General features: G+C 60.1%; 12 protein-coding genes. 3 read left to right on the top strand and 9 right to left on the bottom strand.

Going from position 1 to position 12497, the window contains the following annotated elements; all coding sequences use genetic code 11:
- The first annotated feature begins 140 nt into the window (after nucleotides 1–140).
- The 3 genes from fabD to dut all read left to right on the top strand — a co-directional run bounded on the left by fabD (nucleotide 141) and on the right by dut (nucleotide 2433).
- Nucleotides 141–1067: an ACP S-malonyltransferase gene (gene fabD / locus A7P95_RS08965; RefSeq protein ID WP_067594218.1), complete on the top strand. Its 927-nt coding sequence runs from the start codon at nucleotides 141–143 to the stop codon at nucleotides 1065–1067.
- A 68-nt stretch (nucleotides 1068–1135) separates the two neighbouring features.
- Nucleotides 1136–1882: a 3-oxoacyl-ACP reductase FabG gene (gene fabG, locus A7P95_RS08960; protein WP_067594215.1), complete on the top strand. Its 747-nt coding sequence runs from the start codon at nucleotides 1136–1138 to the stop codon at nucleotides 1880–1882.
- Nucleotides 1883–1980: 98 nt separating this feature from the next.
- Nucleotides 1981–2433 (top strand): dUTP diphosphatase, encoded by a 453-nt coding sequence (gene dut / locus A7P95_RS08955; RefSeq protein WP_067594214.1) that lies wholly within the window; start codon nucleotides 1981–1983, stop codon nucleotides 2431–2433.
- Between the two features lie 125 nt (nucleotides 2434–2558).
- Here the strand turns inward: dut and A7P95_RS08950 are convergent, their stop codons facing one another.
- The 9 genes from A7P95_RS08950 to A7P95_RS08910 form a co-directional block, all read right to left on the bottom strand.
- Nucleotides 2559–3842, bottom strand: a complete 1284-nt coding sequence (locus tag A7P95_RS08950) for a DUF945 family protein (protein WP_067594210.1) — start codon at nucleotides 3840–3842, stop codon at nucleotides 2559–2561.
- Nucleotides 3843–4024: 182 nt separating this feature from the next.
- Complete coding sequence (locus A7P95_RS08945; protein ID WP_067594208.1) at nucleotides 4025–4363, bottom strand: hypothetical protein; 339 nt, start codon at nucleotides 4361–4363, stop codon at nucleotides 4025–4027.
- Nucleotides 4364–4649: 286 nt separating this feature from the next.
- The gene (locus tag A7P95_RS08940; RefSeq protein ID WP_067594204.1) at nucleotides 4650–5255 is read right to left on the bottom strand and encodes a hypothetical protein; all 606 of its coding nucleotides are present in this window, start codon (nucleotides 5253–5255) and stop codon (nucleotides 4650–4652) included.
- Between the two features lie 13 nt (nucleotides 5256–5268).
- The gene (gene greA, locus A7P95_RS08935) at nucleotides 5269–5745 is read right to left on the bottom strand and encodes a transcription elongation factor GreA (RefSeq protein ID WP_067594202.1); all 477 of its coding nucleotides are present in this window, start codon (nucleotides 5743–5745) and stop codon (nucleotides 5269–5271) included.
- 233 nt (nucleotides 5746–5978) lie between these two features.
- On the bottom strand, nucleotides 5979–6431 hold the full coding sequence (gene rnhA / locus A7P95_RS08930) for a ribonuclease HI (protein WP_067594200.1): 453 nt from the start codon (nucleotides 6429–6431) through the stop codon (nucleotides 5979–5981).
- A 187-nt stretch (nucleotides 6432–6618) separates the two neighbouring features.
- The gene (gene odhB, locus A7P95_RS08925; RefSeq protein ID WP_067594198.1) at nucleotides 6619–7815 is read right to left on the bottom strand and encodes a 2-oxoglutarate dehydrogenase complex dihydrolipoyllysine-residue succinyltransferase; all 1197 of its coding nucleotides are present in this window, start codon (nucleotides 7813–7815) and stop codon (nucleotides 6619–6621) included.
- 99 nt (nucleotides 7816–7914) lie between these two features.
- On the bottom strand, nucleotides 7915–10731 hold the full coding sequence (locus tag A7P95_RS08920) for a 2-oxoglutarate dehydrogenase E1 component (RefSeq protein ID WP_067594196.1): 2817 nt from the start codon (nucleotides 10729–10731) through the stop codon (nucleotides 7915–7917).
- Between the two features lie 657 nt (nucleotides 10732–11388).
- A complete protein-coding gene (locus tag A7P95_RS08915; protein ID WP_067594194.1) occupies nucleotides 11389–11649 on the bottom strand; it encodes an FAD assembly factor SdhE in 261 nt (86 codons plus the stop codon).
- Nucleotides 11650–11711: 62 nt separating this feature from the next.
- Nucleotides 11712–12419 carry a succinate dehydrogenase iron-sulfur subunit gene (locus A7P95_RS08910; RefSeq protein ID WP_067594191.1) on the bottom strand — a complete coding sequence of 236 codons (708 nt, stop codon included), beginning with the start codon at nucleotides 12417–12419 and terminating at the stop codon, nucleotides 11712–11714.
- Nucleotides 12420–12497: the final 78 nt, after the last annotated feature.

Here is a 12497-nt window from a genome sequence, read left to right as displayed (position 1 = left end):
CCTGAAAATACGGCATGCTGTTTTTCAGGTAGCCTTTTGCAGCGGCAAACCGATATGAGGCTACCTGAAAAATCCGAATTGCTTTTCAGGTAGCCTGTATGATGCCAACACTCTCCCTCTCTTTCAGATAAGGAAACCCCATGTCTTTTGCCTTTTTCTTTCCCGGCCAGGGCTCGCAGAGCCTGAACATGATGGCCGGCTTCGACGGCGTATCCGTGGTGCGCCACACCTTCGAGGAAGCCTCCGCCGCGCTGAATCAGGATTTGTGGGCGATGATGAACGGCGAAGACGCCGCCCTCATCGGCCAAACCGTGAATACCCAGCCGCTGATGCTGGCCGCCGGCGTGGCCACCTACCGCGCCTACCTCGAAGCCGGCGGCAAAGCGCCCGCCGCCGTGGCCGGGCACAGCCTGGGCGAATACAGCGCGCTGGTGGCCGCGGGCAGCCTGGATTTTGCCGATGCCGTGCGCCTGGTGCGCCTGCGCGCCGAGCTGATGCAGTCGGCCGTGCCGCAGGGGCAGGGCGCGATGGCCGCCGTGTTGGGCTTGGAAGACGATGCCGTGCGCCAAGTTTGCGCCGCTGCCGCGCAAGGGCAGGTGGTGGAGGCGGTGAACTTCAATTCGCCCGGCCAGGTGGTGATTGCGGGCGACGCGGCCGCGGTGGAACGCGCCATGGCCGCCGCCAAGGAAGCCGGCGCCAAACGCGCGCTGCCGCTGCCCGTATCGGTGCCTTCGCATTGCAGCCTGATGAAGCCCGCTGCCGAGAAGCTGGCCGCCGCGCTGCAAAACGTGGCCTTGCAGGCGCCGCAAATCCGCGTGATCAACAATGTGGACGTGGCTTCTTATGCCGACCCGGCGCAAATCAAAGACGCGCTGGTGCGCCAGCTTTACAGCCCGGTGCGCTGGACGGAAACCGTGGCGCTCCTGGTGCGCGAAGGCCTTGCCGAATCTGCCGAGTGCGGTCCGGGCAAGGTGCTGGCCGGCCTGGCCAAACGCATCGACAAATCTGCCGCGTGCGCCGCGCTCACTTCGCAGGAAGCCGTGGACGCGTTTATCGCCGCGCATTAATTTTCAGGTAGCCTCCAACGCTTGGAGGCTACCTGAAACCCCATTTCCCACTGAAAAGGAATCCCGATATGCTTACCCAAAATCTCTCTCAAAAAATTGCCTTGGTTACCGGCGCCTCGCGCGGTATCGGCGCGGCCATTGCCGCCACGCTGGCGCAAGCCGGCGCTACCGTTATTGGTACTGCTATTACCGAAGAAAGCGCCGCCGCCGTCGGCCGGCAGCTGGCGCAATGGCAGGGGCATGGCCGCGTGCTGGAAATCAACGAAGAAAACAGCATTGAAAACCTGATTGCCGGCATCGAAAAAGAGTTTGGCAAATTGGATATCTTGGTGAACAATGCCGGCATCACGCGCGACAACTTGTTGATGCGCATGAAAGAAGAAGAGTGGGACGAGATTATGCAGGTGAATCTCAAATCCGTGTTCCGCGCCAGCAAAGCCGTGTTGCGCGGCATGATGAAGCAGCGCGGCGGCCGCATCATCAGCATCACTTCCGTGGTGGGCGCGATGGGCAACGCCGGCCAGAGCAACTACGCCGCCGCCAAAGCCGGCCTCATCGGCTTTTCCAAATCCCTGGCGCGCGAAGTGGGCAGCCGCGGCATTACCGTAAACTGCGTGGCGCCCGGCTTCATCGATACCGCCATGACCCAAGCCCTGCCGGAAGAAGTCCGCGCCGCATTTACCGCGCAAACTTCGCTGGGCAAATTCGGCGAAGCAGACGACGTGGCCGCCGCCGTTTTGTTCCTCGCTTCCGAGCAGGCGCGCTACATCACCGGCCAAACCCTGCACGTGAACGGCGGTATGCTGATGCCCTAAGCCGCAGTGCAGCCGGATTTTCAGGTAGCCTTTATGCCCTGCGGCAGGCTACCTGAAAATTTATCATCATGAAAATTCAAATAGTTAAAGAGGCGTCTATGACCCCCACCGTCGAACTCAAAATCCTCAACCCCAAAATGCAGGAGCACCTGCCGCACTACGCCACCCCCGGCGCCGCCGGCCTCGATTTGCGCGCCTGCCTGGACGAAGCCGTCGAGCTCGCCCCCGGCGCCACCTACCTCGTGCCCACCGGCATCGCCATCCACTTGGCCAACCCCGCTTATGCCGCCGTGCTGCTGCCGCGCTCCGGCCTCGGCCACAAAAACGGCATCGTGCTGGGCAACTTGGTGGGCCTGATCGATTCCGACTACCAGGGCGAGCTGAAAATTTCGCTGTGGAACCGCAGCAGCGAAAGCTTCACCATCGAGCCGATGGCGCGCGTGGCGCAGATGGTGATTGTGCCGGTGGTGCAGCCCGAGTTTAAAGTGGTGGACGAGTTTGCCGAAAGCACGCGCGGCGAAGGCGGCTTCGGCAGCACGGGGCGGATGTGATGGGGGAATAAAGTTTTCAGGTAGCCTTTCGTACACCAAGAGGCTACCTGAAAATTTATCGGCCGTATCAGACAAAAACGGCTACCTGAAAATGGTTTCAGGTAGCCGTTTGCTGTGCGGCGGGGTTAGGGCTGCTGGTAGCTGAGGCGGATGGTGTCGCCTTCTTGGCTGGCGCCGGGCTGGGCGAGCAGTTTGTCGATAATCTGCTGGGTGTCGGCTTCGCTGTGGCTGCTGTTGGACCAGTCGGCGAAGGTGCGGCCGGCGGCGCTGATGAAGCCTTTGCTGATGCGGATGTCGGCGCGGTATTGCAGTTTGCTCAGCAGGGTGCTGGGGTTGACTTGGTCAAGGTTGGCGTATTGGCCGGGGGGCAGGGTGAGCTGGGCGTCGGCGGTGAGGGGGGCGCCGTCGAGCTTGATTTGGTTGCCTTGGGCTTGGATGCTCAGGCCGCTGTTGAGCACGGCGGTGGCGATTTCGCTGAGCTTGGCTTTGAGCTCTTCTTGCGGAATGCAGCTGCTGCGCTGGCGTGCCATGAGGTCGCTGAAGGCTTGCACGGCGGGGGTGGCGAGGCCGTTGAGCACGGTGTTGAGGCGCAGGTCTTGGATGGTGTGTGTGCCGTTGGGCTGGGTGATGTTGATGCGCTCGATGTTGAAGCGGCTGCCCCAGCCGATGTTTTGGCCGTTGATGTTTTGGCTGCTGGTGCTGGTGAGGTTGTTGAGCACGATGCTGTGGCCGGGGGTGCTGCTGAAGCTGAGGCTGGCGAGGGTGGTTTCGGCGTTGCCGGATTGGAGGCTGCCGTGGCCGATGAAGGCGTGGCGGCTGCGGTGGCTGATGTTTTGCAGGGCGAAGGTGGCGCGATCGGCTTGCACTTGGATGGAGGGGATGTTGAATTGCACTTCGTCGGGCACGAGCTCGTCGTTTTCTTTGTGTAGGGTGGCGCTGCCGCTGATGTCTTGCCAGGTGATGGTGGTGCCGTCTTTCTGCACGCTGCGGCCGGGCACTTGGATGCTGGTTTGCACGTTGCCGCTCCAGGAGATGTGGTGGCGGGCATTGAGCAGGAAGCCTTGGGGCAGGATGCGGTTTAATTCTTCGGAATCGGAAACGATGTAGACTTTGGTGTCGATTTGGTAGCCGGCGAAGGAGCGGCGCAGGGTGTCGGTGCCGCGGATGGTGATTTTCTGTTCGGGGCGGCAGGGGTCGGGCAGGAAGTCGCCTTGCCATTGGGCGGTGCCGTTGAAGGCGCCCATGTTGGTTTGGGCTTGGAAGTTGGCCAGGCCGAAGGAGCGCTGCATGAGCTCGGGGGAATATACGGTGTCGGTGAGGCGTTTGTCGGCGTAGAGGCTGCCGCCTGCGGCTGCGCCGCCGATGAGGAGGACGCCGGCAATGCCGCCGATGAGGATTTTTTTGTTCATGATGGGGTGCTTTCCGAGAGGGGGGAGATGGGTTGATTTTAACAGAAAGGGCGGTGGATGTTGGCGGCGGGAGGCTGGCTGGAAAAGGTTGGATGAGATGGCGGAAAGGTTTTCAGGTAGCCTGCCGATGGGTGGAGGCTACCTGAAAAATAGTTTGAACAAAATGAAAACTGATCGGCGGATTATTTGACGATTTCCACCGGGCCGTGGTCGTCGCAGTGGTCGCCGTGCTGGTGGTGCAGGCGGCCGTTTACGATGTAGTCGGTGTGGTTGCCGTGGGGCACGGCTTCGTGGCCGCAGCCGGGGCCGTGAACGTGGCTGCCGCAGCTGTGCACGGGGTGGCAGCCGTCGGGGTTGGTGGCGCTGACTTCGAGGCTGTGTTCGTCGTAGTGGCCGTTGTGGGCGTGGTGCAGATGGCCGTCGTGGATGTAGTCGATGTGGTCGCCGTGTTTGATGGCGGTGTGGCCGCAGCCGGCGCCGTGGATGTGTTCATGGTGGGGATGGGTGTGGCAGTTGCTCATTTTCGCGTCCTTTCTTGCGGGGTGATGGATGTGTGGGGATATGGTAGGCGCAAATAAGGCTGATGGCAAGTAATTTATTGATTTGTTTGATTTTATATTGCTGTATAACGTAACAGTCAGGGGCAGGCTTGAGGTTGGCGGGCTGAGGGGCAAGGGAAGGGGCAATAAAACCGCTGGAAATCCGGCTTTGCGGCCTTCCAGCGGTTTTTACTGCTCCCATTTTTGATTCGGCTGTATTTTCAGGTAGCCTTTTGCCGCATTGTTGCGGAGTGGGTTGAGTGAGCGGCTAATCCCAACGGCTTTTGGCTTCGTATTCTTCCGGCAGGGTGTCGAGGAAGCCTTGGCCGAAGCCTTTGAGGATGCTGTATTCTTCGGTCATTTTCACCATGCGCGGACGCAGGGGAGAGGTGGCAATGGCGAAGATAAGGCAGAAGATAATGATGCCGCAATACCAAAAAATAATCAGATCGGGCGTGAGGATTCCGCTTAAAAACGAAATGGATCCGGTGAGTATGGGCATCGGCAGCAACAGCAACACCAGCACCAAGGCGGGCACGCCCCAAAACAGCCGGCGCATCTGCCGCTGGTGTTGCGGGCAGAGGGCGGGGTGGATTTGTAGTGTTTTGCGCACGCACAGCGCGATGATTAAGGCAATGAGCCAAGCAATAAATATCAGCGGCACCAGCAGCAGATTCCAAGCGGGATGATACCAAAACAGCTTTTTTGCCCGGCGCGGCGGTTCGGCTTCCGCGCCGCAGCGGATGCAGCGGCAGGGCAGGTCGGCGCCGTTGGGCAGGAAGACGCGTTTGCCTTCCCGCCAGCATTCGGGGCTGCTTTGCGGGCGGTAGTCTTGGCTTTGCGGGGCTTGGTAGGGGTTGAAATCGCGGTTCATTTGCCGGCTGTGCTTAGATATACAGCACTTCGATCACTTCGTATTCGCGGATGCCGCCGGGTGCCTGCACTTCGGCAATGTCGCCTTCTTCTTTGCCGATCAGGGCGCGGGCGATGGGGGAACTGATGGAGATTTTGTTGTCTTTGAGGTCGGCTTCGTCGTCGCCGACGATTTGGTAGCGCACTTGGGTTTCGTTTTCCAAGTCTTCCAGCGCCACGGTGCTGCCGAACACGATTTTGCCTTCGGCGTGGATTTCGGTGGGGTCGATGATGTGGGCGATGGAGAGCTTGTTTTCCAATTCGGAAATGCGGCCTTCGATAAAGCCTTGTTTTTCTTTGGCGGCTTCGTATTCGGCGTTTTCAGACAAGTCGCCGTGGGTGCGGGCTTCGGCGATGGCTTCGATGATGGCGGGGCGCTCGATGCTCTTGAGGCGCTGGAGTTCTTGCTTGAGCAGCTCGGCGCCGCGTACGGTTAGGGGGATCTTTTGCATGGGTTTCTCCGCAGGAGGTGGCTGCGCATGGCAGCCGTTTTTACATAAAAATGCAAGCCGCCATAGGCCGGCGGCTTGTGGAATCAATTTTTTGGCCAATCAAAAGGTGGCTCTCACCACGCGCTGATTGACTGAATCGGGCGCTATTCTATCAGATGGCGGGCGGAACGCCAACTGTGGATTGGCTGCGGCGGCGGTTTTGGTAAGTTGTGTTAATAATTTGATTATTATTGTTATTGTTGGCTGCCGTGTAGTGAGGCGGCGCCTTGGTTGGCGAGCTGGTCGGCGCGTTCGTTTTCGGCGTGGCCGGCGTGGCCTTTGACCCATTGCCAGGATACTTGGTGCCGGACGACGAGCTGGTCGAGCTGCTGCCACAGTTCGGCGTTTTTCACGGGCTTTTTGGCGGCGGTTTTCCAGCCGTTGCGTTTCCAGCCGTGTATCCAGCTTTCCATGCCGTTTTTCACGTATTGGGAGTCGGTGTGGATGGCGACGCGGCAGGGGCGGGTGAGGGCTTGGAGGCCGCGGATGACGGCGGTGAGCTCCATGCGGTTGTTGGTGGTGTCGGGCTCGCCGCCGCAGAGTTCTTTTTCGTGTGCGCCGTAGCGTAGCAGTACGCCCCAGCCGCCGGGGCCGGGATTGCCTTTGCAGGCGCCGTCGGTGTAGAGGTGGACGGTGGTGTCGGTCATGGTGTTTCCTGTTTGGGGCTACCTGAAAATTTAGCTGTGCAGAACTTTGGCTGCGTTGTGTTTCATTTCACTGGAGTTTAGTTTTCAGGTAGCCTGCAATGCTGTTTGATTGGCAAAGAGTAAGGCTACCTGAAAAATGGTTTTTCAGGTAGCCTGATGCCGCTAAGGGCTTAGATTGCGGAAAGGATTAGATTTCCAGAATCAGGCGGGCCGGGTCTTCGAGGGCTTCTTTGATGGTTACCAAGGTGAGCACGGCTTCGCGGCCGTCGATGATGCGGTGGTCGTAGGAGAGGGCCAGGTACATCATCGGGCGTACTACAACTTGGCCGTTTTCCACCACGGCGCGTTCTTTGGTGGCGTGCATGCCCAAGATGGCAGACTGCGGCGGGTTGATGATGGGGGTGGACATCATCGAGCCGAAGGTGCCGCCGTTGGTGATGCTGAAGGTGCCGCCGGTGAGGTCTTCGATGGCGATTTTGCCGCTCTTGGCTTTGTTGGCGTAGTCCACGATGGCCAGCTCAATGTCGGCGATGCTCATCTGGTCGGCGTTGCGCAGGATGGGCACCACCAGGCCGCGCGGGCTGCCCACGGCGATGCCAATGTCGAAGTAGCCGTGGTACACGATGTCGTTGCCGTCAATCGAGGCGTTTACGGCGGGGAATTTCTTCAGCGCGGCCACGGCGGCTTTCACGAAGAAGGACATGAAGCCCAGTTTCACGCCATACTGTTTCTCGAACTTGTCTTTGTATTTGGCGCGCAAATCCATAATCGGCTTCATGTTCACCTCGTTAAACGTGGTGAGGATGGCGTTTTGCGACTGGGATTGCAGCAGGCGCTCGGCCACGCGCTGGCGCAAGCGGCTCATCGGCACGCGCTGTTCTACGCGGTCGCCCAGCGGCACGGCCACGGCGGGGGCGGCAGCGGCTTTGGGCGCGGCGGCGGGGATGGCGGCCACGTCTTCTTTCAGCACGCGGCCGTCGCGGCCAGAGCCTTGCACGCCGGATACGTCCACACCTTTTTCGGCAGCCAGCTTGGCGGCGGCGGGCATGGCCACGCCTGCTTGCGCGCCGGCAGCGGCCACATGGCCTGCGGCGGGGGCGGCAGCCGGGGCTTGGGCGGCAGCCGGAGCGGCAGCGGCGGCTTTGGCTTCGGTGTCGATTTTAGCCAAGAGCTGGCCGGCGGTAACGGTGGCGCCGTCTTGCTCGATGATTTCCACAATCACACCGGCCTGCTGGGCGGGCAGCTCGAGCACCACTTTGTCGGTCTCGAGGTCGATCAGGTTTTCGTCGCGGTTCACATAGTCGCCCACTTTTTTGTGCCAGCTCATCAGGGTGGCTTCGGTAACGCTTTCCGGCAGCGGGGGTACGGTGATTTCGATAATCATGGTTTTATCCTTTGAATAAGTGAAATAAATTGGTTTATCGCATTCTGGAGGCTACCTGAAAAACGGCTTTCGGTTTTTCAGGTAGCCTCTCTCTTGGGTTTAGAGCTTCATGGCCACTTCGAGCAGACCGTCGAGGCCGGCTTTGTGTTTCACCGCGTAGCCGACTGCCGGAGAGGCGCTGGCGGGGCGGCTGGTCATGGTGAGGCGCTGGTTGGTGCCGAGCACTTTTTCCAGGCGGTGGCGGATTTGGTACCAAGCGCCTTGGTTTTTCGGCTCTTCCTGCGCCCACATCACTTCGGCGGCGTTGGGGAAACGTGCCAGCTCGGCAGCCACTTCTTCGTAGGGGAAGGGGTAGAGCTGCTCGATGCGGACGATGGCGATGTCTTTTTCCAAGCCTTGGTCGGCGCGGGCTTTGGCCAAGTCGTAGTACACCTGGCCGGCACAGAGGATAACGCGTTTCACGTCGTTGTCGCGGCCCTGCACGGTGTCGCCGATTACCAGGCGGAATTCGCCGTCGGTGAAGTTGGCCAGCGGGCTGCTGGCGTCTTTGAAGCGCAGCAGGCGTTTGGACATGAAGATCACCAGCGGTTTGCGGTAGGGGCGCAGAATCTGGCGGCGCAGGGCATGGAACATCTGCGAGGCTTCAGACATCATCAGCACTTGGATGTTTTCTTCGGCACACAGTTGCAGCCAGCGCTCTACGCGGGCGGAAGAGTGTTCCGGGCCTTGGCCGTCGTAGCCGTGCGGCAGGATAACGGTGAGGCCGCACCAGCGTCCCCACTTGGTTTCGCCGGAGGTGATGAACTGGTCGATGGCGATTTGTGCGCCGTTGGCGAAGTCGCCGAACTGGGCTTCCCAAATCACCAAGTCTTCCGGAGCGGAGGAGGCGTAGCCGTATTCGTAGGCCATCACGGCTTCTTCGTTCAGGATGGAGTCGATTACATTGAAGTGGCCCTGTTTCTCGCTGATGTGCTGCAGGGGGATGTACACGCCGCCGGTGCGTTCGGCACGGTTTTGGTCGTGCAGCACGGCGTGGCGGTGCGAGAAGGTGCCGCGGCCGGAGTCTTCGCCGGAAATGCGGATGTCGTGGCCGGCTTCGAGCAGGCTGGCGTAGGCGATGGTTTCGGCCATACCCCAGTCAATCGGCAGCTCGCCGGCAGCCATGGCTTTGCGGTTTTCGATGATTTTGCTCACGGTGTTGTGCAGCTTCACATCGGCCGGAATGCTGGTAAACCTGGCGGCCAGGCGCTGGATTTCGGTGGCGGGCAGGGCGGTTTTCACCGGGGTGCGCCAGCTGATGGGCTGGTATTTGCTCCAATCCACGGCGTGTTCGCGTTTCTGCTCGGGCAGGATTTCCTGGATGCGGTCGCCTTTGTCCATGGCGGCGCGGTAGTCGCTGATCAGCTTGTCAGCTTCTTCCTGGGTTACCACGCCTTCTTTGATCAGCTGCTCGGCGTACACGGCGCGGGAGCCGGGATGTGCGGCCACCTGTTTGTACATCAGAGGCTGGGTGAGGGTGGGGTCGTCGCCTTCGTTGTGGCCGAGCTTGCGGTAGCAAACCAGGTCGATCACGATGTCTTTTTGGAAGGTAGTGCGGTAGTCCAACGCGATTTGGGCGGCGTGGCACACGGCTTCCGGATCGTCGCCGTTCACGTGCAGAATCGGCGCGCTCACCATCTTGGCGATGTCGGTGCAATACAGGGTAGAACGGGTATCGCGCGGATCGGAAGTGGTGAAGCCCACTTGGTTGTTGATCACAAAGTGGATGGTGCCGCCGGTGGTGTAGCCGCGGGTTTGCAACATATTGAAGGTGGATTGGTTCACACCGAGGCCGATGAAGGCGGAGTCGCCGTGGGTGAGGATGGGCAGCACTTGTTTGCGGCCTTCGGCACCGCGGTGGTCTTGGCGGGCGCGCACGGAGCCTTCAATCACGGGGTTGGTGATTTCCAAGTGTGAGGGGTTGTAGGCCAGGGAGAGGTGCACCGGGCCGTGCGGGGTGGGCACGTCGGAGCTGAAGCCCATGTGGTATTTCACGTCGCCGCTGGGGAATTTGGCGTCCACTTTGCCTTCGAATTCGTCGAAAATGGCCTGCGGGGCTTTGCCCAGGGTGTTCACCAACACGTTCAAGCGGCCGCGGTGCGCCATACCGATAACGATTTCCTGCACGCCTTTTTCAGTGGAGGCGCGGATGAGGTGGTTCAGCGCGGGCACGGTGCTTTCGCCGCCTTCGAGGGAGAAGCGTTTCTGGCCCACATAGCGGGTGTGCAGGTAGCGCTCCATGGTTTCGGCGGCGGTGATCTCTTTGAGGATGCGGCGTTTGGTTTCGGCATCAAACTGCGGACGGGCGCCGTTGGCTTCCAAGCGCGCTTGCAGCCATTCTTTTTCGCGGGTGTCGGGAATGTGGGTGTATTCCAGCGCGAGCGGGCCGCAGTAGATTTGTTTGAGATGGCGGATGATTTCGGCCAGGGGCAGCTTGGGGCTACCTGAAAGATCGGTGCCGACATGGAATGCGGTATTCATGTCGGCAGCGGTGAGGCCGTAGGTTTGCGGGTCAAGCTCGGGCAGCTGGGCGAGGTGGGTGCGGTCGAGCGGGTTGAGGTCGGCAGCACGGGCGCCCAGTTCGCGGTAGGCGGCAATCAGGCTCAACACGGCCACTTGTTTCTGCATGGCGGCAAAATCCACGCCGCCTGCGGCTGCGCCGCCGCGCTGGTGCGCGAGGTTGGCGAAGGCTTCCTGAATCGGGCGGTGCGCCACGTCTTTGGGGGTGTTGCCGGGCAGGGCGGCCACTTGGTCGAAATACTGCCGCCATTGGCTGTCCACGGAATCCGGGGAGGCGAGATAGGCTTCGTACAAATCTTCAATATACGGAACGTTGGTGCCGTATAGGTAGGACAAACTACTTTGTTCTTTCATCATGGCAAAGATCCTTAATCAAGTATGACGGTTTGAAGAGCAGCACGCTTGCTCGCAGGGTATCCCTGGTAGGGCAAATGAACCTTATCCTATGAAGCGAATGCCGATTCCGAATCGCCACACGGCTCTTGGCGCAACGGGGTATGGTGATTCGGAATGGGCATTTTCAGGTAGCCTGGTTTTTAGCTTCGCTGAAGCTTGCGCTTTCAGGTAGCCTGTGGCCGGAACGGTGTGGGCGGGAAAGGGAAGGATGGCGGGAAGCCGGTGGGAAGGAAAGAGACTTGGCAGATGATGAAACGGCCGGCACGGAAAACAGGAAAGCCGGCTACCTGAAAGTGATTGCATCATGATTACCAAGGTTCTTTGAACACCCAGCCTTTCGTAAGTTTAGCGGTTTACCGTAACGGCGGCGGACGGTTTTGCCTTTTGGGGCAATATTTTCTGTCGTCCGGGCAGTGGGGGCAATCATACGGCCCGATATGGGGTACGTCAATAAGGCGCAGTGTTTAGGCGGGCGGGTTGGACGTGGGGTTGCGAGCCGAGGGGCGGCGGCGCGGGGGAGGGAGGGGAATTGGGTGTTGATTAAACAGGAAGATAGCCGGAAAGGCTACCTGAAAAACGGAAATGTTAAAGTTTGTTTGCTATCGAGTTGGCACGATTTTACACGGCGGCGCGGCCGGCGCGGATTTTATCCAGCAGGGCGGCTGCGGGGGCGGAGGATGCTTCGGTTTGGCCGTTGATTTGGGCAAACAATTCGGGGTCAGGCAGGGCGAGCAGCTCGCTGAATACGGCCAGCTCGGTATTGCTGAGGCGCTCGAAGTCTTCGGCCATGAAGCGTTGGAGCAGGATGTCGAGCTCGAGCAGCCCGCGGCGGGTTTGGAAGCGGATGCGCCGTTTGGCGGTGTCGTCGAATTGGGGCATGGCTGGGCTCCTGCGTGTTGGAAGCAGGCCGCTTTGGGGGCGGTCTGAATGTGCGGATAATGCTAAACGGCGCGTTTGAGCATGATTTCTTTGATTTTGCCGATGGCGCGGGTGGGGTTGAGGTGTTTGGGGCAGACGTCCACGCAGTTCATGATGGTGTGGCAGCGGAACAGGCGGTAGGGGTCGTTGAGGTTGTCCAAACGCTCGTTGGTGATGGTGTCGCGGGTGTCGGCGATGAAGCGGTAGGCGTTGAGGAGGCCGGAGGGGCCGACGAATTTGTCGGGGTTCCACCAGAAGGAGGGGCAGGCGGTGGAGCAGCAGGCGCAGAGGATGCATTCGTAGAGGCCGTCGAGCTCGGCGCGCTCGGCTTGGCTTTGAAGGCGTTCGTGCTGCGGGTCGGCGGGGGTGTCGTTGACCACATAGGGCTTGATGGAGTGGTATTGCTTGAAGAATTGGGTCATGTCGACGATGAGGTCGCGCACCACGGGCAGGCCGGGCAGGGGGCGCAATACGATGGGCTGCTTGAGGCTGCGGATGTCGGTGAGGCAGGCGAGGCCGTTTTTGCCGTTGATGTTGATGCCGTCGGAGCCGCAGATGCCTTCGCGGCAGGAGCGGCGGAAGGAGAGGCTGTCGTCTTGGGCTTTGAGCTTGATGAGGGCGTCGAGCAGCTTGACGTCGGAGGGCTCGATTTGGAGCTCGTAGTCTTGCATATAGGGTTTGGCGTCGGCGTCGGGGTTGTAGCGGTACACTTTGAGGCGGATGGTTTCCATGGCGGGTGTTCCTTTTGCTTCGGTGCGGCTGCGGCTTGGATTGGTGTTTTTATTTTTCAGGTAGCCTCTATTCGGGGA

The organism is Eikenella longinqua, assembly GCF_001648355.1.
Taxonomy (GTDB): domain Bacteria; phylum Pseudomonadota; class Gammaproteobacteria; order Burkholderiales; family Neisseriaceae; genus Eikenella; species Eikenella longinqua.
This window is presented reverse-complemented; position numbering and strand designations above follow the sequence as displayed.